This window comes from Agromyces capsici (assembly GCF_058349965.1).
The window spans coordinates 390,278-410,564 of the sequence record NZ_JBYRET010000001.1 but is presented as its reverse complement, the minus strand read 5'-3'; the positions used below and the strand labels follow the sequence as shown (position 1 = coordinate 410,564).

The following is a 20,287-nucleotide window of genomic DNA, read 5'->3' as shown; positions in this document are numbered from 1 at the left end:
AGGTGGGCTGCCAGGTGCAACGGAGCCTCGTCTTCCGCGGGTCGGGAGCGGCCGATGGCCTCGACCGCCCCCGGCCCGCGCAAGCGTCGGCTCAGGCCAGCGGCGCGTCCGTCGCGGCCGGCTCGCCCGCGATGACCGGACGCGGATTGCGGCCGTCGGCGCCCGCCTCGCCCTCGGCCGCGAGCTCCGCGTCGAGATCGTAGGCCGCCTGCTCGAACTGCGAGTTGTACAGGCGGAAGTAGGCGCCCTTCGTCGCGATCAGCTCGTCGTGCGTGCCCTGCTCGACGATGTCGCCGTGCTCCATCACGAGGATGAGGTCGGCGTCGCGGATGGTCGAGAGCCGGTGCGCGATCACGAACGAGGTGCGCCCCTGGCGGAGCGCGGCCATCGCGTGCTGGAGCAGCAGCTCGGTGCGCGTGTCGACCGAGGAGGTCGCCTCGTCGAGGATGAGCACGCTCGGCTGCGCCACGAACGCGCGGGCGATCGTGATGAGCTGCTTCTCGCCGGCGGAGACGTTCGACGCCTCCTCGTCGAGGACGGTGTCGTAGCCCTCGGGCAGCGAGTGCACGAACCGGTCGACGTAGGTCGCCTTCGCGGCGGCGACGATCTCGTCGTCGGTCGCCGACTCGCGGCCGTAGCGGATGTTCTCGCGGATCGAGCCGCCGAACAGCCACGGGTCCTGCAGCACCATGCCGGTGCGGGCGCGCACGTCATGGCGCGTGAGCTCGGAGACGTCCTGCCCGTCGATGAGGATGCGGCCGCCGTCGAGCTCGTAGAAGCGCATGATGAGGTTCACGAGCGTCGTCTTGCCGGCGCCCGTCGGGCCCACGATCGCGACGGTCTGCCCCGGCTCGACCCGGAACGACAGGTCGCGGATCAGCGGGCGCTCGGGCGTGTACGAGAACGACACATGGTCGAACTCGATGACCCCGCGACCCTCGACGACCTGGGGCGCGTCGGCGGCATCGGCCTCCTGCTCGTCGGCGTCGAGGAGTTCGAACACGCGCTCGGCCGACGCGGTGCCGGACTGCACGACCGCGGCCATGCCGCCGAGCTGCGCGAGCGGCTGCGTGAACTGCTGCGAGTACTGGATGAAGGCCTGCACATCGCCGAGGCGGAGCTGCCCGCTGGCGACCATGAGCCCGCCGAGCACCGCGATGCCGACGTACGTGAGGTTCCCGATGAACATCATGCCCGGCATGATGACGCCGGCGAGGAACTGGGCCTTGAACGCGGCCTCGTAGAGCTCCTCGTTCTCGGCGCGGAACTTCTCGCTCGCATCCCGCTCGCGGCCGAAGACCTTCACGAGCGCGTGACCCGAGAACGACTCCTCGACGCGCGCGTTCAGCCGCCCGACCTTCTTCCACTGGATGCCGAACGCGGCCTGCGACTTCGGGCCGACGACGCCGAAGATCACGGCCATGAGCGGCAGCGCGACGAGGGCGACCAGCGAGAGCTGCCACGAGATCGAGAACATCATCACGAGCACGCCGATCACCGTGAGGATGCTCGTCAGCGCGCTCGAGAGCGACTGCTGCATCGTCTGGGTGATGTTGTCGATGTCGTTGGTGACGCGCGAGATGAGCTCGCCGCGCTGGGTGCGGTCGAAGTAGCTGAGCGGCAGGCGGTGGATCTTCGCCTCGACCCGCTCGCGCAGGTCGTACATCGCGCGCACCATGATCACGTTGATCACGTAGCCCTGGATCCACGACAGGACCGAGGCCACCACGTACAGCAGCAGCACGATGATCACGAGTTGGCTGAGCCGCACGAAGTCGATGCCCTCGCCCGGGGTCAGCGTCGCGGCGCCCACGATGTTCGCGAGGTCGTCCTGGCCGGCGGCGCGCAGCTGCTCGACGACCTGCGCCTGCGTGACGCCCGCGGGCAGCTGCAGCGAGATGAAGCCCTCGAAGATGACGTTCGTCGCCTCGCCGAGCACCTTCGGCGCGATCACGGTGAGGATCACGCCGATCGCGCCGAGCAGCGAGACGAACGCGAACGACCACTTCCACGGCGCGAGCAGGCCGATCATGCGACGGAAGCTGCGGCCGAAGTCCTGCGCCTTGCCGGGAGCGACGGCGTTCCAGTCGCCCGAGTTGACGCGGGCCTGCTCGGCGAGCTGCTGCTCCTCGATCTCGTCGAGGGTCAGTTCGGCGGCCGGAGTCACGCCGGGTGCGGCGGCCGGCACCGCTCCGGTCTGCGGGCCGCCGGCACGCCGGCCGCGCGGGGACTTGGACTCGGCGCTCATGCCTGGGCCTCCACTCCGAGCTGGGATTCGACGATCTCGCGGTAGGTCTGGCACGTCTCGAGGAGCTCCTCGTGACGGCCGAGCCCGACCACGCGGCCGTCGTCGAGCACGACGATGCGGTCGGCATCGGTGATCGTGGAGACGCGCTGCGCGACGACCACCTTGGTGACCTCGGGCAGCTCGCGCCAGAGGGCCTGCCGCAGCCTCGCATCGGTCGTGAGGTCGAGTGCCGAGAACGAGTCGTCGAAGATCAGGATGTCGGGCTGGTGCACGATCGCCCGCGCGATCGCGAGGCGCTGGCGCTGGCCGCCCGACACGTTCGTGCCGCCCTGCGCGATGCGCCCGTCGAGGCCGCCCTCCATCTCGGCGACGAAGTCGCGGCCCTGCGCGATCTCGAGCGCGTGCCAGAGCTCGGCGTCGGTGGCCTCCTCGCGGCCGAACCGCAGGTTGGAGGCGACGGTGCCGGCGAACAGGAACGGCCGCTGCGGGACGAGCCCGATGGTCTTCCAGAGCGCCTCGAGGTCGGCCTCGCGCACGTCGACGCCGCCCACGAGCACCGAGCCGTCGGTCACGTCGAACAGGCGGGGGAGCAGGGAGACGAGCGTGGTCTTGCCCGCGCCGGTGGAACCGACGATGGCGACGGTCTCACCGGGCTCGGCACGGAACGACACGCCCTCGAGCACGGCGTGCTCGGCCCCGGGGTACTGGAAGGCGACGTCGCGGAACTCGACGGTGCCCTTCGACGGGAACTCGCCGATCGGCTGCTCGGGGCGGGGGAGCGTGGTCTCGCTCGCGAGCACCTCGCCGATGCGCTCGGCCGAGACCGCCGCGCGGGGGATCATGATGGTGGTGAACGCGGCCATCAGCACGCCGCCGAGGATCACGCCGACGTACTGCATGAACGCGAACAGCGTGCCGACCTGCACCTGGCCCGCATCGACCTCGATCGCGCCGAACCAGATGACGCCGACCACGGTGACGTTGAGCACGAGCATGAACAGCGGGAACAGCGTGATGAAGAGCGTGCCGACGCGGCGCCCGACGTCCATGATGTCGTGGTTCGCGCCGCGGAAGCGCTCCTCCTCGATGGGCTCGCGCACGAAGGCGCGGACCACTCGGATGCCGGTCAGCTGCTCGCGCAGCACGCGGTTCACGGCGTCGAGCCGAACCTGGTAGGTGCGGAAGAGCGGCACCATCCGGCTGATCACGATGCCCGCCATGACGAGGATGGTGAGCACCGCGGCCCAGATGAGCCAGCTCAGCGCGACATTCTGCCGCAGGGCCATGATGATGCCGCCGACCGCCATGAGCGGCGCGCTGACGAGCATGGTCGCACCCGCCATCGCGAGCATCTGCACCTGCTGCACGTCGTTGGTGTTGCGCGTGATGAGCGAGCCCGGGCCGAAGTGCGAGACCTCGCGCTCGGAGAACGCGCTGACCTTGTCGAAGACGTCGTTGCGGATGTCGCGGCCGACCCGCATCGCGGCCTTGGCGGCGAAGTACGTGGCGATGATCGCGGCGACGATCTGACCGAGCGAGATCGCGAGCATGAACATGCCGGTCGACCAGATGTACTCGGTGTCGCCCTTGGCGACGCCTTCGTCGATGATGTCGGCGTTCAGGCTCGGCAGGTACAGGGTCGCGAGCACCGAGATGAACTGGAAGACGAGGACGCCGACCATGAGCCAGCGGTAGGGCTTCAGGTAGCGGATGAGCAATCGGCCGAGCATGGGATCTCCGCGACGAACGAGGTGGTGGCTGGATGAGGCGCAGCGATGCGCCCGTACAGTCTGCATCCAAGCGGATGCCACCGACATCCGTCCGCAGGCGGATATCGCTCAGGGCGCAATCCGAAACGGAGGAGGACGTCCGGGGTGATCCGACCCTGATCCGACCCGGTCGGAGAGGTCGCCCGGACACGACGATGGGGCGCGCACCCCCGCGGTACGCGCCCCATCCGCCGATCAACCGGCTACGAGTTGAAGGCGTCCTTCACCTTGTCGCCGGCCTGCTTGAGGTTGGCCTCAGCCTGCTCGCCGCGGCCCTCGCGCTCGAGACGCTCGTTGTCGGTCGCGTCGCCGAGTGCCTCCTTGGCCTTGCCGCCGAGCTCTTCGGCCTTGTGCTGAATCTTGTCGGTGTCACCCATACGGATCCCCCTTTCGATCCCTTTCGTCGCACCTGGTCGGATGCGCCGTCGACACCACGGTAGGCGGGCGGGTCGATTCGGCTCCAGCCCTTGCCACGCGGGAACCGCTCTGCTAATCGCGCGAGCGGAATGTCGGCGGAACCTGTCGAGAACGCGCGACCGGCCTCGACATACTGATGGGAGCGCAACCGCCTCCCGACCGCAGCGAAGCAAGGAGCGACGCCGTGAAGTACCTGATCCTCATCCGGTCCAACCCCGAGTGGAGCGCCGCCTGGGCGTCGATGACGCCCGGCCAGCAGGCCGAGGGCTACGCCGTGTACCAGAACCTGTCCGAGGAGCTGCGGGAGGCGGGCGAGTTCGTCGACGCCGAGCAGCTCACCGGCCCCGACACCGTGCGGACGGTCACGGCCGGCGAGCACGGCGCCGTCGCGAGCGACGCACCGCTCGCCGAGACCAAGGAGTTCCTGGGCGGCTACTACCTCGTCGACGTCGCCTCGTTCGAGCGCGCCCTCGAGATCGCCGGTCGCCTGCCCGAGGCGGAGTGGGGCGGCGTGTCCCTCCACCCGATCCTCGCCGAGGACGCACCCGCCGACGCCTCGGTCGCGTGACCGTCGGCGCGCCGGGGGAGCGGTCGCGCGGCATCGAGCGGATGCTGCGCGACTCCGCGCCCTCGGCGCTCGCCGTGCTCGCGCGACGGACCGGCGACTTCGACGCGAGCGAGGACGCCGTCCAGGAGGCGCTCATCGCGGCATCCGTGCAGTGGGAACGCGACGGCGTCCCGGAGCAGCCGCGGGCCTGGCTCGTCGCGGTCGCGCACCGGCGGTACGTCGAGGCGGTGCGTCGGGATGCCGCGCGGCGGGCGCGCGAGCAACGTGACGCGCTGCTCGAACCCGCGGGCGGTGGCGGCGCACCCGACCAGGACGACTCGCTCGCGCTCTTCCTGCTGTGCTGCCACCCGGCGCTGCGGCGTCCGGCGCAGCTCGCGCTCACGCTGCGCGCGGTCGGGGGGCTCACGACCGCCGAGATCGCCCGGGGCCTGCTCGTGCCCGAGGCGACCGTGGCGCAGCGCATCTCGCGCGCGAAGGCGCGCATCCGCGCCGAGGGGGCGCGGTTCCGGATGCCGCGGGCCGACGAGCTGCCCGAGCGGGTCGCCGCCGTCTGCCAGGTGCTGCACCTCATGTACACCGAGGGGCACACCGCGAGTGCGGGCGAGTCGCTCGCCCGCGCCGACCTGTCGGCCGAGGCGATCCGCCTGACACGGCTGCTCGGCTCCGTCGCGCCGCCCGACGCGCGATGGCGCGGCGAGATCGACGGGCTGCTCGCGCTCATGCTGCTCACCGAATCGCGGCGGCCGACGCGGCTCCGCGTCGATGCGCCCGGCGCGCCGGCCGTGCTCGTGCCGCTCGACGAGCAGGACCGGTCGCGGTGGGACGACGAGCTCATCGCGGAGGGGGCGGCGCTCGTGGAACGCGCGCTCGCGACATCCGCCCCCGGGCCGTATCAGCTGCAGGCCGCGATCGCGGCGCTGCACGCCGAGGCGCCCTCGACCGCGGCCACCGACTGGCCGCAGGTGCTCGCGCTGTACGAGCTGCTGCGGCGGGTCGGGCCCGGCCCGATGGTCGAGCTGGGGTGGGTCGTCGCGGTCGCGATGGTGCACGGGCCCGAGGTCGCGCTGCGCGAGCTCGACACGGTCGCGCTCGAGCCGGCGCTGGCGGGCCACTTCCGCGTGCACGCGGTGCGCGCCCACCTGCTCGCGCGGGCCGGGCGCGACGCCGAGGCGCGCGCCGAGTTCGCCGTCGCCGCGCGGCTCGCGCTCAACGCGACCGAGCGCCGCTACCTCGAGGCGAAGGCCGCGGGCGCCTGAGCCGCGGCGATCGCGTCGTCGCGCTCGACCTCGGCGACGCCGGCCGACGCCGTCCGCGGCGCCCGCCCCGCAGGCAGCAGCATGGCGACGAGCGCGGAGGCCACGAGCACGGCCGCCCCGACGAGCACCGCCGGCTGGGCCCCGACCGCGTAGTCGGCGGGCGTGAGCTGGCCGCCCGCGCCCGTGAACACGGCGGTGGACACCGCGATGCCGAGTGCGACGCCGACCTCGCGCAGCATCGAGTTCGTGCCGCTCGCCTTGGCGTGGTCGTCGGGGACCATTGTCGTCAGGACGGCGGTCGACGAGGGCGCGAACACGAGCCCCATGCCGATGCCGGCGATCACGAACGGCGCGATGTAGGCGGAGTACTCGACCGAGGCGTCGAGCAGGCCCGACAGCCAAAACAGGGCGCCGCCGAGCAGCAGCAGGCCCGACACGATGAGTGCCCGCGTACCGACTCGCGGCGCGATGACGCCCGCGAGCGGCGCGACCACCATCGGCGCGAGCGTCCACGGCGAGGTCTGCAGCGCCGCCTCGAACGGCGTCGCACCCTGCACCACCTGCAGGAACTGGATCAGGATGAAGATCGACCCGAACGCCCCGAAGCTGAACCCGAAGCCCGCCATGTTCGCCACCGAGAAGCTGCGATCGCGGAAGAGTCGCAGCGGCAGGAGCGGCGCCGCGGCGCGCGCCTCCCAGGCCACGAACGCGACGAGCAGCACGCCGCCCGCGATCAGGCTGCCGAGCACCTCGAGGCTGTCCCACCCGGCCTCGTTGCCCCGGACGATCCCGTACACGAGGGCGAGCAGGCCGACGCCCGAGAGCGCGAGTCCGACCACGTCGGCCCGCAGGCGGGCGCCGAAGCTGTTCGGCAGTGCCAGCAGCGCGAGCGCGACCGAGACGACGCCGACGGGCACGTTGATCCAGAAGATCGCCTGCCAGGCCCAGCCCTCGAGCACCGCGCCGCCGATGAGCGGACCGGTCGCGACGCCGAGGCCCGCGACGCCGCCCCAGATGCCGATGGCGAGCGGGCGCCGGGCGACCGGCACGTTACCGGCGAGCAGCGTGAGCGAGAGCGGCATGATGGCGGCGGCGCCGAACCCCTGCAGCGCGCGGGCGGCGATGAGCTGGCCCGGGTCGGCGGCGAGGGCGGCGAACGCCGAACTCAGGGTGAAGACGACGATGCCGACGAGGAAGAGCGTGCGCCGCCCGTAGCGGTCGCCGAGCGCGACGGCCATGAGGATCGAGCTCGCGAACGCGAGCGTGTAGGCGTTCATGAACCACTGCAGCTCTTCGACGGATGCCCCGAACTCGGCGTGCAGCACCGGCAGCGCGTTCGTCATCACGAGGTTGTCGAGGGTGGCCATGAACATCGGCAGGGCGGTCGCCACGAGCACGAGCCAGAGCGGGCTCGGCCGGCGGCCGGCGGCGGGCCGCGTACGCGGCCCGGGTGCGGCATCGAGGACGGTGGACACGTCGGCTCCTCAAGGTTGTTATCGAATGATTACTTCGGACTGTAGTAATCGACTGATAACATGTCAAGCATGACGATCGAAGACGTCGCTCCGGCCCCGCGCATGAAGGCGGCCGACCGCCGCGAGCTGATCCTCGACGCGGCGACCGCGGTGTTCGGCGCCAAGACGTACGTCGGCACGACCACCGACGAGGTGGCCCGCGCCGCCGGCGTCAGCCAGCCCTACGTCGTCCGCCTGTTCGGTACGAAGGAGAAGCTGTTCATCGCGGTCATCGAGCGCGCCTACGCCCGCCTCATCGATGCGTTCCGCCGAGCCCTTCCGGGTGACCCCGAGGGTCGCGCCGAGCGCATGGGCGGCGCGTACACGGGCCTCCTCGCCGAGCGCGGCATGCTCCCCGTCATCGCGAACTCCACGGCGCTCGGCGGCGAGCCCGAGATCGGGCGCGTGGCCCGCGGCGGCTTCAGCGACATCTGGCGGTTCCTCCGCGACGAGGCGGGCTTCTCCGAGGAGGAGACGCGCGAGTTCATGGCGACCGGCATGCTCATCAACGCCGTGGTGGGCCTGCGCCTCACGGGGGACTACGGCAACGAGGTCTCGGCCACGGAGGTGCTCGACACGTGCTTCCCCGACGCGGTCGGCAAGGTCCGCGCCCTCCTGCCCGGGGTCGGCGAGCCCTGGTGAGCCTCCCGTGGGTTGAGGAGCGACCGGCGAAGCCGGACGCGTCTCGAAACCCCCTGCGCAGGCGGGTTTCGAGACGCGTGCTCCGCGCGCTCCTCAACCCGCGGACCCGGGCGCCTGCCCCCGCAGCAGCGAGACGCCGTACGCCGTGATCCACGCGAACCCCAGCGCGACGCCCACGAAGAGCCGCACGCTCATCGCCGGCCCGAATGGCAGGCAGAGCAGCAGGCACGCGACGCCGATCACCCGCGACCAGGTCGCCGCCGCGCGGTGGCCCTCCCACGCGAGCCGCCGTGCCACGACCCACGTCACCGCGACGAGCGCGAGGAACGCGAGCGGTGCGGCGAACGCGTGCACGCCGCCGTGGAACGTCCACTCGGTCGGATAGCCGTCGGGCGTGCCGAGCGGGAAGCCCAGCGCCGGGTCGGCGGTGAACGCGCCGCCGAGCACGAGGCCGACGCCGTAGAGCGCGAACAGTACAGGCGTCCAGACCCGGCCGGGCCCGTCGCCGAGGCTCCGGCGCGTGCCGACGGCGAAGGCGAGCATGAGCGCGCCCGCGACGATGAAGTTCGCGATCTGGATCCAGCCGAGGTCGCCGAGCGAGAGCAGGCTGAGCGGATGTCGCGTCAGGTCGAAGCTCTCGCGCGTGAGCACCTGCACGAGGCCCACGGCGACGAAGATCGGCCCCGCGACGACGCCCGCCGTGACGAGCGCGCGGGTCGTCGGGTCGCCGGCGTGGGCCGCACGGCGGCTCGCGGTGATCGGTGCGACTCGGGTGGTCGGTGTGTCGGTTCGCATGTCCATGGCGTCGTTCCTTCAGGTCGAGACCCGGTCGGTCGATCGGGTCGTTCACATGGCGTCGCGGCGCGGCATCCGTTCTCGACATCGACGCCGAACTTCTCTCGGGACCATGTCGAGAACGGGGTCGAGCCGCCGACGCTATCGTGAGGGCGAGCCGACCGAGCACGCCGCACCGAGGAGGAATCCCATGCGATACCTGTGCCTGATGAAGTCCAGCGAGTCGAAAGGCGAGACGCCGCCGGCCGTCTACGAGGCGATGGCGGAGTACGACCGCTGGGGCCGCGCGAACGGCGTGCTGATCGACAGCCAGGGGCTCCTGCCGAGCGAGGCCGGCGCGATCGTCTCGCTCGTCGACGGGAGGATCAAGGCGGTCGACGGGCCGTTCACCGAGGCGAAGGAACTCGTCGGCGGCTACGCCGTCATCGAGGTCCGCTCGTACGAGGAGGCGCTCGAACTCGGCCGCCGGCTGATGCAGATCCACAAGGACAACTGGCCCGGTTTCGAGGGCAGCGTCGAGATCCGGCAGATCGCGGAGTACTGACCGCGCGCTTGCACCCGCGCGGCGCGCGTGGTCTCATGCTCGCGTGGGCGACGAGACGACGCGCGCCGCGATCGAGGCCGCCTGGCGGCTCGAGTCGACGCGGCTCATCGCCGCGCTCGTGCGCATCGTGCGCGACGTGGGCCTCGCCGAGGACGTCGCGCAGGACGCGATCGTCGCGGCCCTTGTGCAGTGGCCGGCCTCGGGCATCCCCGACAACCCCGGAGCGTGGCTCATGACCACGGCGAAGCGTCGCGCCGTCGACGCGTTCCGTGCCCGCGCCAAGCACGACGCAGCCGCCGCGGCGCTCGCGCGCGAGCTCTCGGAGTCGGTCGACGAGGACCCCGGCGCCGGCATCGACCACGTCGAGGACGACGTGCTGCGCCTCATGTTCATCTGCTGCCACCCGGCGCTCACGCCGGAGGCGCAGACCACGCTCACGCTGAAGCTCGTCGCGGGCCTCTCGACGCGCGAGATCGCCCGCGCCTACCTCGCGCCCGAGGCGACCGTCGCCCAGCGCGTCTCGCGGGCCAAGCGCACGCTCGCCGACGCCGGTGCGGCGATCGAGGAGCCGTCGGGGCCCGAGCGGGCCGAGCGGCTCGAGACCGTGCTCGGCGTCGTCTACCTCCTCTTCAACGAGGGCTACTCGGCCACCGAGGGCGACGACTGGATGCGCCCGGCGCTCTGCGACGAGGCCGTCCGGCTCGGCCGCATCCTCACGGCGCTCGTGGCCGACGACCCCGAGGTGCACGGCCTGGCCGCGCTCATGGAGCTGCAGTCGTCGCGCCTCGCCGCGCGCGCCGGTCCCGACGGCGAGCCGATCCTGCTCGACGCCCAGGATCGGGGGCGGTGGGATGCCGCGCGCATCCGCCGCGGTCTCGACGCCCTCGCCCGGGCCGACGCGCTCCTGGCCGCCGCCGGCCGCGACGCCGGCCCGTACGCACTCCAGGCGGCGATCGCCGCGGAGCATGCCCGCGCGGCATCCGTCGACGACACCGACTGGGACCGCGTCGCCGAGCTCTACGAGCGCCTCGGGCGTCGCACGGGCTCGCCCGTCGCCGAACTCAACCGGGCCGTGGCGCTCGGACGGGCGCGCGGACCCGCGGCCGGGCTCGCGCTGCTCGACCAGCTCGACGACGTGCCCGCGCTGCGCGGCTACCACCTCGTGCCGAGCGTGCGCGGCGACCTCTACGAGCGGCAGGGCCGCGGCGCCGAGGCGGCCGCGGAGTTCGAGCGGGCGGCGGCGATGACCGCGAACGCGCGCGAGCGGCAGTTGCTCCAGCGCCGCGCGGACGCCGCGCGGGATGGATCGCCGCCGGCCTGATCGCCCCGCGGCGGCCTCGGGCGCCTCATCGTCGTAACACGCGATCGGCTCTCCGGTCGACGTCGTCGTCGCGCACGGGCGAGCGTGCGCCGAACCTGTTCCACCCGAGCGAATCGGTACCGAGGTACCGAGGTACCGAGGTACCGAGGTGCCGAAGTACCGAAGTACCGAAGTACCGAAGTACCGGCGATCGTGGGAAGAGAAGCCCGCGCCGGCGTCTGCGGCGCGGGCTGTCCGTCCGGCCCCGTCGGAGAAGGGGGCACCACGAACCGGGAGCGACGTCTCGAGCACCGGGTCGAACGGGGGGCGCCGGCGCGCTCAGCTCCGCGTGAGCGCCCGCGACTTCCGGAACACCGGCTCGGCCGACGCGAGCTCCGACGCCGTCGCCACGCGGAACGCCCCCGCGGGCGTCGCCTCGACCACGTGCCGCCCCTCGCCGCGCGTCGCGATGAGCGACGCGCCGATCGACACCGCGATGATCGCCGCGACCACCGCGAGCGAGACCGGCGTCGGGATGTAGAACACGTCGAGCAGCGCCATCTTGACGCCGACCCAGACGAGCACGAGCGCGAGCCCGAGCTTGAGGTAGCGGAATCGGTGGATGAGGTCGGCGAGCAGGAAGTACATCGCGCGGAGGCCGAGGATCGCGAACGCGTTCGCCGTGAACACGAGGAACGGCTCGCTCGTGACCGCGAAGATCGCGGGGATCGAGTCGACCGCGAAGACGACGTCGGTGACCTCGACGAGCACGAGCACCGCGAGCAGCGGCGTCGCGACAACGACTCCCGCGCGACGGATCAGGAACCGCTGCCCGTGGTACGCGTCGGTCATCGGCACGAACCGCCGGAACAGCCGGAGGGTCCGCGACCGCTCGGGATGGACGTGCTCGTTGCGCGTCATCAGCATCCGGATGCCCGTGACGATCAGGAACGCCGCGAACACGTAGAGCACCCAGGAGAAGTTCTCGATGAGCGCGGCGCCGGCGGCGATGAACAGGCCACGGAGCACGAGCGCGCCGAGCACGCCGAGGAACAGCACGCGGTGCTGGTACTCGCGCGGCACCGCGAACGAGGCGAAGATGATCGCCCACACGAACACGTTGTCGACCGCGAGCGACTTCTCGATCAGGTAGCCGGCGAAGTACTGCTGGCCGAACTCGGCGCCCCAGGCGTTCCAGACCACGATGCCGAACGTGATACCGGCGAGCACCCAGACGATCGACCAGCCGAGCGCCTCGCGCACGCCGATGGCGTGGGCCCGGCGGTGGGCGAACAGGTCGATCGCGAGCATCGCGACGATCGCGGCGAGCACCGCGAACCAGGCGTACAGGGGTACGTCCAACGTCTCCTCCAGTTGTCAATCGGTATGGCAACCGGAGGTCTCGTCCGAGCGTCGCGAACCGGCCGGGGCCGGGCCGCGCGGCCCGGATGCGCCGGAGCCCGATGGCGGACCCGGAATGACGACGCATCCTGCGGGGACTACTCCCCTCCACTTCCATGGGAACACATGGACCCGCGGTCGCGCATTTCCGGGCGCTGCCCGCGCGGCATCCTCACAGCGATCTCGAAGGCAGGCGAACGGATGTCGCAGGGCGGCGTTCGCGCGGCGCAAGGGCTCGACTGGCGGGGCCTGGGATGCTGCACTGCACGGATGAGGTTCGAACTGCACGCCGACCAAGACGCTGCGCCGCTTCCACTCGGCTCCGATCGCGAGCGCGCGGAGGCGTGGCTCGCCGGGCTCGGAGAGCCACGCCCGTTCCGGCGCAGCCCGGCCGCGCCCCCGGGCCTGTGCACGACCCGGGAGTCCGGTCTTGCGGTCTTCCTCGAACTCGATGGCGACGGGGCGCTGCGCGCGATCGAGTTCGGCCGGCCGAACGACGACACCGACGAGGTCACGGTCGACGGAGTGGATGTCTTCGCGGACGGGGCCGAGCAGGTGATGGATCGCCTCGGTGAGCGGACCCCGGTTCGCGAGGAGGACGGCGGCCGCACCGCCGTGGTCGACGCCTACACCGTCGCGCTGTGGCGGCCGACGCTGCCGGAGGGTCCGGAGGACGAGGAGGGCCGACGATTCGAGGCCGCCCTCGTCGGCGTCGAGGGATACTTCGAGGACGAACCGGAGGCATCCGCTTGAGGGCCGGTCGCGCCGGCGGTTCGCAAGCGAGTCAGAGCGACCGCGTGAACGCGACCCGGTGCTCGCCCGGTCCGTCGTAGTCGCGCCACGCGAGCACGCCGTCGACCTCGGTGTCGCCCGTCGCCTCGAAGCCCATGGCGCGATGGAACGCCTGGGAGCGCCGGTTCACGGGGCCCGTGATGGCGTCGACGCGGACGCATCCGCTCGCCCGCATCGACGCGAAGAAGCGCTCGTACAGCGTGCGTGCGAGACCCGACTGCCGCAGGTCGGGGCGCACGCCGACGAAGTGGATGTACGCGACATCCGGCTGCGACTGCGACCGGAACCCGACCAGGAAGCCCGCGAGCTCACGGCTGTCGTCCTCGACGATCGTCGAGGTGTCGGCGAAGTGCTGGAAGAACAGGCGGGGCAGCAGCCGGCCGAGGTCGGCGGTGCCGGGCAGGCCCCACCACTCGGCGATCACGGCGACCACACGTGCGTGATCACGCACCTCGGCGCGTCGGAACGTCAGCGACGGATGGCGCGGGTCGGGGTCGACGCTCGGAGGGCCTGGCGCATCGGTCATGGGGACGATCCTGCCAGCATGCCCGGCGTACCCTTGATGCGATGAGCCGGACCGCCCCCACGATCGACTCGCCGCGTCGGCGCGCGCCGTTCGGCGCCCGCGGAACGGGCGTCGCGCTCGGGCTCGGCATCCTGCTGCTCCTGCTCTCGATCCGCGTGCTCGCGCCCGCCGAGACGGGCGAGGCGCTCGGCGACGGCGTGCGCGACGGCATCACGCTCGCGATCAGCGTCGTCATCGAGAGCCTGCCGTTCGTGTTCCTCGGCATCGTGCTCTCGATCGCGGTGCAGCTGCTGCTGCCCGCCGACTTCCTCGTGCGTCGCCTGCCGCGCACGCCGTGGCTGCGCCGGGCGACGCTGTCGCTGCTCGGCGTGCTGCTGCCCGTGTGCGAGTGCGGCAACATGCCGCTCGCGCGCGGCCTGATGCTGCGCGGACTCTCGGTCGGCGAGTCGATGACGTTCCTGCTCGCCGCGCCGATCCTCAACCCCGTGACGATCATCGTGACCTACCAGGCGTTCGGCTGGGAGGACGGCATCCTCGCGTGGCGCATCGTTGCCGGCTTCCTCATCGCGAACCTCGTGGGCTGGATGCTCTCCCGGCACCCCGACCCGCAGCGCATGCTCACGCCCGGCTTCCAGGCTGCGTGCGCGCACGACCACGACCACGACGGCGACCCGAAGCCCCGCCGCGCCGTACGGATGTTCGTCGACGAGACCTCGGCCATGCTGCCCGCGCTGTTCGTCGGATCGGCGATCGCGGGCGCCATCCAGATCGCGGTCTCGCGCGACGTGCTCGTCTCGCTCGGCCAGGACGCGATCTGGTCGGTGTTCGCGCTCATGCTGCTCGCGTTCGTGATCTCGATCTGCTCGAACGTCGACGCGTTCTTCATCCTCGCGTTCGGCTCGACGTTCCTGCCGGGCGCGATCATCGCGTTCCTGCTGTTCGGGCCGATGATCGACATCAAGATGCTCGCGCTCATGCGCACGACCTTCACGGCGCGCACGCTCGTGCAGGTCTCGCTCGTCGTCGCGCTCGCGGCGGCCGCGATCGGACTGGGGGTGAACGCGCTTGCGTGAGTTCCTCGACCGCTGGAAGGGCGTCGCGCTCGCCGCGCTCGGCGTCGTGGCGACGCTGTGGCTGGCGGCGACGGGCCGGCTCGGGCTGTACATCCATCCGCGGTACTTCGTGTTCACGGTGATCATGGCGGTGATCGCGGTGGTGTTCCTGGTCGCGGCGTTCGCCGTGCCGCGCGCGCGCGGCGACGAGCACGCCCGCCCCGCAGCATCCGCTCGCCGACGCCTCGGGACCGCGGCGGGAGCGCTCATCGTCGTCGCCTCCGCCGTCGCCCTGCTCGTGCTGCCGCCCGCGACGCTCACGAGCGCGACGGCGTCGCAGCGCGAGCTCAACGCGGCCTCCGCGGTGGGCGACTCGGTGCCGCAGCTCGTGGGCGGCGACCCGTCGACGTTCTCCGTGAAGGACTGGGCGCTGCTGCTGCGCCAGAATCCCGATCCGGCCGACTTCGCCGACCCGATCGAGGTCACGGGATTCGTGCTGCCGTCGGGCGACGACGAGGACGTCTTCTACGTCGCCCGGTTCACGGTCACGTGCTGCGCGGTCGACGCGCAGCCCGTCGGCGTGCCCGTGCACCTGCCCGGCTGGCAGGACCGGTTCGAACCCGACCAGTGGGTCTCCGCGAGCGGACGGCTCGCCGACGACCCGGCGGGCGGCGCGTCGCCCGTGCTCGTACCCGAGTCGGTCGAGGAGACCGAGCAGCCGGAGCAGCCGTATGTCTTCTGATGCGGCGCGCGATCCGCGCCGCTTCGGCCGGCTCGTGGGCGCCGTGGTCGCGGCGCTCCTCGTGCTCGTCGTCGCGCTCGGCGCGGCGAACGCGTTCCGCGGGCCGCGCGTGCTCGACACGGTCGCGGCGGTGTCCGACGCGACGCACCTCGCGGGCGCGACGGTCGAGTTCCGCCTGAACCAGCCGGTCGGCGACACGGGCTCGCTGCGCGTCGAGCCCGAGGCCGCGGCATCCGTCACCGTCGACGACCGGACCGTGCGCGTCACGTTCGATGCGCCCCTGAGCCCGTCGCGGGAGTACGCCGTCGAGCTCGACGGCGTGACGGCGCCCGGCGGCGGGCCGGCGACGACGCTCCGGCACGCGTTCGCGACGGAGGCCGAGACCCTGTACGTGCTGCAGCGGCGCAGCGTCGACGGCGCCGACGACCGGATCGTGCGCGCCTCGACCGGCGGCGGCGAACCCGAGGTCGTGCTCACCGCGCCGCGCATCCGGTCGTTCGCCCACGCCGGCGACGTGGTCGCGGCGGTCGAGCTCCTGCCCGACGACGCGACGCAGCTGCGATTCGCGACCGCCGGGCAGGCCGACCCGGCTGCACCGCTCGTGCTGCCCGAACCCGGCACGATCACCTCGATCGCGGGCTCCACGACGGATCCGTGGATCGGCTTCGTCGTCGCCGGATCCGGCGAGCCCGCGACGAGCACGCTGTACCTGGTCGACGTGGCGGGCGCGCCCGGCGGAACGCCGCAACCCGTGCTCGGGCTCGACGGGCAGCCGCTGCTCGTGGCCGACTGGATGTTCGTCCCGGGCTCGCCGTCGGTCGTCGTGCACGACCGCGACGGCGCGATGTTCCTCGTCGACCCGCTCGGCGCCGCGCCGCCCGCGCCGCTCGGCTCGCACGCCGAGCTGCGCGGCGCGCTGCCGGGCGAGACCACGCTCGTCGTCGCCGACCCCGACCGCGGTGCGACGCTCGACCTCACGACGGGCGAGACGACGACGCTCGAACTCCCGCCCGCCGACCTGCCCGAGGGCGCCTACCCCGGGCGCGTCACCTCGCTCGACGCGGAGGGTGCGCACCTGGTCGACGTGCTGCTCGTCGACGGCGAGGGCGGGTTCGCGTCGCTGCTGGCGCGGGCGGATGCCGCGGGCACCTCGATCGCGTACGCCCCGCCGGCCGGCAGCCGCATGCTCGAGTACTGCCTCGCGCCCGGCGGCGGGCTCGTCGCCGTCGAGACGGCGGGGCCCGACGGCGTCGAGGACGGCTACCCCGGCGAGCCCTGGACCACCGGCACGCTCACGACGCTCGTCGACCTCGCCGACGGGCGTGTCCTGCTTTCCCAACCGGGCGGGCTCAGCGACTGGTGCCGCTGAGGCGGTCGTCGGTCACCGGCCGAGCGCGACGCCGAGCGCAGCGACCGCGACGACGAGCGATGCAGCGGCGGTGATCGCGCCGACGACCGGGAGCGGCGACATCCGGTTCGGGTCTGCGACCACGCCGGAGGCGGGCGACGGAGCCGGCGCGGTCGGCACGGTCGTGTGATCGGGGGTGGATGACGCGTGGGGGAGTCGCACGGTCGGGCCGAGGTCCGCCTCGAGCGCCCGCGTGCGCTCGCCGGGCGCGGCGGATTCGTCGCGGACGGTCGTGTGCGGCGTCCACCCGGACCCGTCCCAGTAGCGCAGCAGCGCGGCATCCGTCGCGTCGTCGTACCAGCCGGACGGCCGGGGCGGGTGCGCGCTCACGAGCGGGTCGAGCGCTGCGCGCGGATGGCCCGCACCGCGAGCTGCACCGCGGCGGCGACGAGCAGCGCCGCGAACAGCCAGCCGCCGAGCTCGGGCGGGATGAGGAAGGCGAGCGCCACGCCCGGGAAGGCCGCCAGCGTCGCGGCGATGCCCGCGATGAGGGCCGCCCGCAGGTCGACGAGGCCGCTGCGCACGTTCGTGACGGTGCCGCTGACGGCCGTCGGGATCATCGCGACGAGCGAGGTGCCCCGCGCGATGAGGTCGCCGAGGCCGAACAGCGTCATGAACGCGGGCACCATGATCAGCCCGCCGCCGACGCCGAACAGGCCCGACGCGATGCCGACCACGAGGCCGAGCGCGATGAGCCCGAGCGCCGGGCCGATCTCGAGCGGCACGGGGTCGGCGGCGCGGTCGGGCGCGGCGACCGCGAGGCGGATCGCCACGACGACCAGCAGCGCGATGAAGAGCCAGCGCAGCCACTCGAGGGGAAGCCGTGCGAGCAGCTTCGCCCCGATCCATCCGCCCACGATGCCGCCGATCGCGACCAGCGCGGCGGCGACGAGGTCGACCTGGCCGTTGACGAGGTAGGCGATCGAGCCGGCGAGCGCCGTCGGGACGATCGCCGCGAGGGAGGTCGCCGACGCGCGTCGCTGGTCCATGCCCGCGAGGAGGATGAGCAACGGGACCATGACGATCCCGCCGCCGACGCCGAACATGCCCGAGAGCAGTCCGCCGATCGCGCCCACCAGCACGAACCGCCACGCCGCGGCGCGGGGCTGCACGGGCTCGGGCGCGGCGGCGGGGGGCGTGGTCACCCGCTCACCCTACCCATGCGACCGCATGCACCCCATCGGCAGAGGTCCCCATGCCGCAATGCCTGTGGACACACTCTGCCGTTTCCGCCCCGGTGTGGGCTAGAATCGGGGTTCCTCCACTTGCGGGCGCCCGCCCGCTTCACGACTGATTGCCCGGAGGCGGCACGATCCGCATGGCATGACCCGAGACCGAGGGCGACGACGCGCGAGGCGCGGCGACCCTCGGACATCGCCCGAGCGGCATCCGCCGACGGGCTGCGGACGGCCGCCCGGCCGAACGTGAGGGGCCGAACCGTTCGGCCCGGTACGAACGAAGGAAATACCAGCATGGCAACCGGAACCGTCAAGTGGTTCAACGCCGAAAAGGGCTTCGGCTTCATCGCTCCCTCCGACGGGAGCCCCGACGTCTTCGCGCACTTCAGCGCCATCACGGGCAGCGGCTACCGCTCGCTCGAGGAGGGCCAGAACGTGGAGTTCGAGGTCGTCCAGGGCCAGAAGGGCCTCCAGGCCGAGAACATCCGCGCCATCTGAGCGCACGCGGGCCCCGAGCCCGCACCCCGTACGCCGGGTCGGACCGCAGGGTCCGGCCCGGCGTTCGTCGTCTGCGGGCGTCGGTGGGCCCGCGTCCTCGGCGAAGCCCGCCGGGCGCGCGCTTCCGATCGTCGCGTCGTCGGATTCGTGGCCGTTGCCGGGCTCGTACGCAGCTTGCGCCGATAGGCTCGCCGGGCACCCGGATGAAGGAGTCAGCATGCAGTGCCCCACCGACGGCGCCCTGCTCGTGATGAGCGAGCGCAGCGGCATCGAGATCGACTACTGCCCCACGTGCCGCGGAGTGTGGCTCGACCGAGGCGAACTCGACAAGATCATCGATCGCGCGGCGCGCGAGTTCGCGGCGCCGGCCGCCGCCCAGCCCGCACCGCCGGCGCCCGCGGCCGCCGCGGCGCCGCAGGTCGCCCCGCCGCAGCCGACCCCGCCGCAGCAGGGATACCCGGCGAACCCGATGGACGCGCTCCGGCAGGCGACGCGCGGCTACGACGACCGACGCTACGACGACCGCCGGTACGACGACCGGGGCTATGAACAGGGCGGCTACCGCAAGAAGAAGAAGGACAACTGGCTCTCAGAGCTCTTCGACTGAGGCCGACAGCCACCTGACGCGAGAGAGGGGGCACCGGCCGCGCGGCCGGTGCCCCCTCTCTCGTCGGGAAGCCCGTCGTTCGCCGTCGATCAGCTCGCGAGCGCGAGCGTGTGCTCTGCCGGGGCGAGGTCGACGTGCATGCCGCCTGCCGAGTTCGCGGCCATCACGAGGTGCTCGAGCCGCTCGCGATCGAGCGGTCCGGTCTCCTCGGCGTCGAAGACGAACCGCAACGCGATCGCCGGCTGGACCCACAACGTCTCGGCGGCGCCGTCGGTGCTCGGGCCTCGGAGCGTCAATGCGAATGGCTCCTTCCTGCGCAGCTTCGCGATCATGGCGGCGCGCAGGTGGCGGAGCGTGGTGTCGTCGACGTCGTAACGGTGGCCGGCGGTTCCGTAGACGAGTTGTCCCATCGTGTCCCCTCGGTGTGCTCACGGCCGCGAATGGCGGCGTGCGGTGTGAAGTTCGGTGAGGCGAGGCTATCGCGTTACTAGTCTGTCTAGCGAAAAATTGTGGAACAGGTTCCGATTCCGGCTATTCGTCGGCGGTGACGGTCTCGGCAGGTCCACCGGCGGGCACCGGCTGGCCGATGTCGACCATCCACTGCACGCCGAACCGGTCGGTCAGCAGGCCGAACACGTCGCCCCAGGGCGACGGCTCGAGCGGCACGGTCACCTCGCCGTCCTCGGTGAGGGCCTCCCAGTAGCCCCGCAGGGTCGCCTCGTCCTCGGGGCCGCCGGTCAGCGACACGGCGAAGTTCGTGCCCGCCTCGAAGGGCATCTCGTTCGGCGTATCGGCGCCCATGAGCCGCAGGTCGCCGGCGACGAGATGGCCGTGCATGATCTTGTCCGCCTCGACCGGGTTCTCGCTCGCGTTGAAGTCGCCGAACGTGCTGAGCGTGAGCTCGCCGCCGAACACCGAGTGGTAGAACTCCATGGCCTCGCGAGCCTCGTCGCGGAAGCTGAGGTAGGGGCTGAGTCGCACGGGCATGCTGTCTCCTCGGTCGAAGCGCGGTCGCGGGGCTGGACGGGTG

The 20,287-nt window shown here is 72.3% G+C and carries 22 protein-coding genes; 11 read left to right on the top strand and 11 right to left on the bottom strand.

The annotated features are described in order from the left end of the window. Nucleotides 1-91: 91 nt before the first annotated feature. The 3 genes from AC3RKB_RS02075 to AC3RKB_RS02065 form a co-directional block, all read right to left on the bottom strand. Nucleotides 92-2,248 carry an ABC transporter ATP-binding protein gene (locus tag AC3RKB_RS02075; RefSeq protein WP_491434316.1) on the bottom strand — a complete coding sequence of 719 codons (2,157 nt, stop codon included), beginning with the start codon at nt 2,246-2,248 and terminating at the stop codon, nt 92-94. Then, nucleotides 2,245-3,978 carry an ABC transporter ATP-binding protein gene (locus tag AC3RKB_RS02070; RefSeq protein WP_491434315.1) on the bottom strand — a complete coding sequence of 578 codons (1,734 nt, stop codon included), beginning with the start codon at nt 3,976-3,978 and terminating at the stop codon, nt 2,245-2,247. The genes AC3RKB_RS02075 and AC3RKB_RS02070 overlap by 4 nt, the downstream gene beginning before the upstream one ends. Before the next feature lie 242 nt (nt 3,979-4,220). Then, the gene (locus AC3RKB_RS02065; RefSeq protein ID WP_491434314.1) at nt 4,221-4,394 is read right to left on the bottom strand and encodes a CsbD family protein; all 174 of its coding nucleotides are present in this window, start codon (nt 4,392-4,394) and stop codon (nt 4,221-4,223) included. A gap of 224 nt (nt 4,395-4,618) precedes the next feature. Here AC3RKB_RS02065 and AC3RKB_RS02060 point away from each other — a divergent pair, with 224 nt between their 5' ends. Together AC3RKB_RS02060 and AC3RKB_RS02055 are read left to right on the top strand one after the other, a co-directional pair. Next, nucleotides 4,619-5,002 carry a YciI family protein gene (locus AC3RKB_RS02060; RefSeq protein WP_491434313.1) on the top strand — a complete coding sequence of 128 codons (384 nt, stop codon included), beginning with the start codon at nt 4,619-4,621 and terminating at the stop codon, nt 5,000-5,002. Then, nucleotides 4,999-6,258, top strand: coding sequence for an RNA polymerase sigma factor (locus tag AC3RKB_RS02055; RefSeq protein ID WP_491434312.1), 1,260 nt, complete (start codon nt 4,999-5,001; stop codon nt 6,256-6,258). Before AC3RKB_RS02060 ends, AC3RKB_RS02055 begins: the two co-directional genes overlap by 4 nt. Here AC3RKB_RS02055 and AC3RKB_RS02050 read toward each other — a convergent pair. After that, a complete protein-coding gene (locus tag AC3RKB_RS02050) occupies nt 6,228-7,733 on the bottom strand; it encodes a DHA2 family efflux MFS transporter permease subunit (RefSeq protein WP_491434311.1) in 1,506 nt (501 codons plus the stop codon). The two genes, AC3RKB_RS02055 and AC3RKB_RS02050, sit on opposite strands and share 31 nt — an antisense overlap. Before the next feature lie 69 nt (nt 7,734-7,802). Here AC3RKB_RS02050 and AC3RKB_RS02045 point away from each other — a divergent pair, with 69 nt between their 5' ends. Further along, complete coding sequence (locus AC3RKB_RS02045; RefSeq protein WP_491434310.1) at nt 7,803-8,414, top strand: TetR/AcrR family transcriptional regulator; 612 nt, start codon at nt 7,803-7,805, stop codon at nt 8,412-8,414. Nucleotides 8,415-8,507: 93 nt separating this feature from the next. Here the strand turns inward: AC3RKB_RS02045 and AC3RKB_RS02040 are convergent, their stop codons facing one another. After that, on the bottom strand, nt 8,508-9,215 hold the full coding sequence (locus AC3RKB_RS02040; protein ID WP_491434309.1) for a DUF998 domain-containing protein: 708 nt from the start codon (nt 9,213-9,215) through the stop codon (nt 8,508-8,510). Nucleotides 9,216-9,399: 184 nt separating this feature from the next. Between AC3RKB_RS02040 and AC3RKB_RS02035 the strand changes: the two genes are divergently transcribed. Then, nucleotides 9,400-9,753, top strand: coding sequence for a YciI family protein (locus AC3RKB_RS02035; protein ID WP_491434308.1), 354 nt, complete (start codon nt 9,400-9,402; stop codon nt 9,751-9,753). A gap of 43 nt (nt 9,754-9,796) precedes the next feature. Beyond that, nucleotides 9,797-11,074 carry an RNA polymerase sigma factor gene (locus AC3RKB_RS02030; RefSeq protein ID WP_491434307.1) on the top strand — a complete coding sequence of 426 codons (1,278 nt, stop codon included), beginning with the start codon at nt 9,797-9,799 and terminating at the stop codon, nt 11,072-11,074. Between the two features lie 318 nt (nt 11,075-11,392). On the opposite strand, the gene AC3RKB_RS02025 is transcribed toward AC3RKB_RS02030, so the two are convergent. Continuing rightward, nucleotides 11,393-12,415: a TerC family protein gene (locus AC3RKB_RS02025; protein ID WP_491434306.1), complete on the bottom strand. Its 1,023-nt coding sequence runs from the start codon at nt 12,413-12,415 to the stop codon at nt 11,393-11,395. Between the two features lie 309 nt (nt 12,416-12,724). On the opposite strand from AC3RKB_RS02025, the gene AC3RKB_RS02020 reads away from it, so the two are divergent. Continuing rightward, nucleotides 12,725-13,207, top strand: coding sequence for a hypothetical protein (locus AC3RKB_RS02020; RefSeq protein ID WP_491434305.1), 483 nt, complete (start codon nt 12,725-12,727; stop codon nt 13,205-13,207). Between the two features lie 31 nt (nt 13,208-13,238). On the opposite strand, the gene AC3RKB_RS02015 is transcribed toward AC3RKB_RS02020, so the two are convergent. Beyond that, the gene (locus AC3RKB_RS02015; RefSeq protein WP_491434304.1) at nt 13,239-13,772 is read right to left on the bottom strand and encodes a GNAT family N-acetyltransferase; all 534 of its coding nucleotides are present in this window, start codon (nt 13,770-13,772) and stop codon (nt 13,239-13,241) included. Between the two features lie 41 nt (nt 13,773-13,813). Between AC3RKB_RS02015 and AC3RKB_RS02010 the strand changes: the two genes are divergently transcribed. Genes AC3RKB_RS02010 through AC3RKB_RS02000 form a run of 3 tightly spaced genes read left to right on the top strand, consistent with a single transcriptional unit; the run spans nt 13,814 to nt 16,935 of the window. Continuing rightward, the gene (locus AC3RKB_RS02010) at nt 13,814-14,845 is read left to right on the top strand and encodes a permease (RefSeq protein ID WP_491434303.1); all 1,032 of its coding nucleotides are present in this window, start codon (nt 13,814-13,816) and stop codon (nt 14,843-14,845) included. Beyond that, a complete protein-coding gene (locus tag AC3RKB_RS02005) occupies nt 14,838-15,566 on the top strand; it encodes a TIGR03943 family putative permease subunit (protein WP_491434302.1) in 729 nt (242 codons plus the stop codon). The genes AC3RKB_RS02010 and AC3RKB_RS02005 overlap by 8 nt, the downstream gene beginning before the upstream one ends. Beyond that, entirely contained in the window at nt 15,556-16,935 is a 1,380-nt protein-coding gene (locus AC3RKB_RS02000; protein WP_491434301.1) for a hypothetical protein, read from the top strand. Before AC3RKB_RS02005 ends, AC3RKB_RS02000 begins: the two co-directional genes overlap by 11 nt. A gap of 12 nt (nt 16,936-16,947) precedes the next feature. On the opposite strand, the gene AC3RKB_RS01995 is transcribed toward AC3RKB_RS02000, so the two are convergent. Both AC3RKB_RS01995 and AC3RKB_RS01990 read right to left on the bottom strand, forming a co-directional pair. Next, the gene (locus tag AC3RKB_RS01995; protein ID WP_491434300.1) at nt 16,948-17,304 is read right to left on the bottom strand and encodes a DUF2510 domain-containing protein; all 357 of its coding nucleotides are present in this window, start codon (nt 17,302-17,304) and stop codon (nt 16,948-16,950) included. Then, the gene (locus tag AC3RKB_RS01990; RefSeq protein ID WP_491434299.1) at nt 17,301-18,119 is read right to left on the bottom strand and encodes a sulfite exporter TauE/SafE family protein; all 819 of its coding nucleotides are present in this window, start codon (nt 18,117-18,119) and stop codon (nt 17,301-17,303) included. Before AC3RKB_RS01990 ends, AC3RKB_RS01995 begins: the two co-directional genes overlap by 4 nt. Nucleotides 18,120-18,446: 327 nt before the next feature. Between AC3RKB_RS01990 and AC3RKB_RS01985 the strand changes: the two genes are divergently transcribed. Together AC3RKB_RS01985 and AC3RKB_RS01980 are read left to right on the top strand one after the other, a co-directional pair. Further along, the gene (locus AC3RKB_RS01985; protein ID WP_092668238.1) at nt 18,447-18,650 is read left to right on the top strand and encodes a cold-shock protein; all 204 of its coding nucleotides are present in this window, start codon (nt 18,447-18,449) and stop codon (nt 18,648-18,650) included. A gap of 217 nt (nt 18,651-18,867) precedes the next feature. Beyond that, entirely contained in the window at nt 18,868-19,257 is a 390-nt protein-coding gene (locus AC3RKB_RS01980; protein ID WP_491434298.1) for a TFIIB-type zinc ribbon-containing protein, read from the top strand. 89 nt (nt 19,258-19,346) lie between these two features. Here AC3RKB_RS01980 and AC3RKB_RS01975 read toward each other — a convergent pair whose 3' ends face one another. Both AC3RKB_RS01975 and AC3RKB_RS01970 read right to left on the bottom strand, forming a co-directional pair. Further along, nucleotides 19,347-19,667, bottom strand: a complete 321-nt coding sequence (locus AC3RKB_RS01975; RefSeq protein WP_491434297.1) for a DUF7882 family protein — start codon at nt 19,665-19,667, stop codon at nt 19,347-19,349. A gap of 121 nt (nt 19,668-19,788) precedes the next feature. Continuing rightward, nucleotides 19,789-20,244: a VOC family protein gene (locus tag AC3RKB_RS01970; protein WP_491434296.1), complete on the bottom strand. Its 456-nt coding sequence runs from the start codon at nt 20,242-20,244 to the stop codon at nt 19,789-19,791. Between the last annotated feature and the right edge of the window lie 43 nt (nt 20,245-20,287).

Bases quoted from the DNA above. Each gene is read 5' to 3' on its own strand.
- AC3RKB_RS01985 (WP_092668238.1), top strand. From the start codon at position 18,447: ATGGCAACCGGAACCGTCAAGTGGTTCAACGCCGAAAAGGGCTTCGGC.
- AC3RKB_RS02015 (WP_491434304.1), bottom strand. From the start codon at position 13,772: ATGACCGATGCGCCAGGCCCTCCGAGCGTCGACCCCGACCCGCGCCAT.
- AC3RKB_RS02035 (WP_491434308.1), top strand. From the start codon at position 9,400: ATGCGATACCTGTGCCTGATGAAGTCCAGCGAGTCGAAAGGCGAGACG.
- AC3RKB_RS02075 (WP_491434316.1), bottom strand. From the start codon at position 2,248: ATGAGCGCCGAGTCCAAGTCCCCGCGCGGCCGGCGTGCCGGCGGCCCG.
- AC3RKB_RS02010 (WP_491434303.1), top strand. From the start codon at position 13,814: ATGAGCCGGACCGCCCCCACGATCGACTCGCCGCGTCGGCGCGCGCCG.
- AC3RKB_RS02040 (WP_491434309.1), bottom strand. From the start codon at position 9,215: ATGGACATGCGAACCGACACACCGACCACCCGAGTCGCACCGATCACC.
- AC3RKB_RS02065 (WP_491434314.1), bottom strand. From the start codon at position 4,394: ATGGGTGACACCGACAAGATTCAGCACAAGGCCGAAGAGCTCGGCGGC.
- AC3RKB_RS01975 (WP_491434297.1), bottom strand. From the start codon at position 19,667: ATGGGACAACTCGTCTACGGAACCGCCGGCCACCGTTACGACGTCGAC.
- AC3RKB_RS01980 (WP_491434298.1), top strand. From the start codon at position 18,868: ATGCAGTGCCCCACCGACGGCGCCCTGCTCGTGATGAGCGAGCGCAGC.
- AC3RKB_RS01970 (WP_491434296.1), bottom strand. From the start codon at position 20,244: ATGCCCGTGCGACTCAGCCCCTACCTCAGCTTCCGCGACGAGGCTCGC.
- AC3RKB_RS02020 (WP_491434305.1), top strand. From the start codon at position 12,725: ATGAGGTTCGAACTGCACGCCGACCAAGACGCTGCGCCGCTTCCACTC.
- AC3RKB_RS02070 (WP_491434315.1), bottom strand. From the start codon at position 3,978: ATGCTCGGCCGATTGCTCATCCGCTACCTGAAGCCCTACCGCTGGCTC.
- AC3RKB_RS02000 (WP_491434301.1), top strand. From the start codon at position 15,556: ATGTCTTCTGATGCGGCGCGCGATCCGCGCCGCTTCGGCCGGCTCGTG.
- AC3RKB_RS02045 (WP_491434310.1), top strand. From the start codon at position 7,803: ATGACGATCGAAGACGTCGCTCCGGCCCCGCGCATGAAGGCGGCCGAC.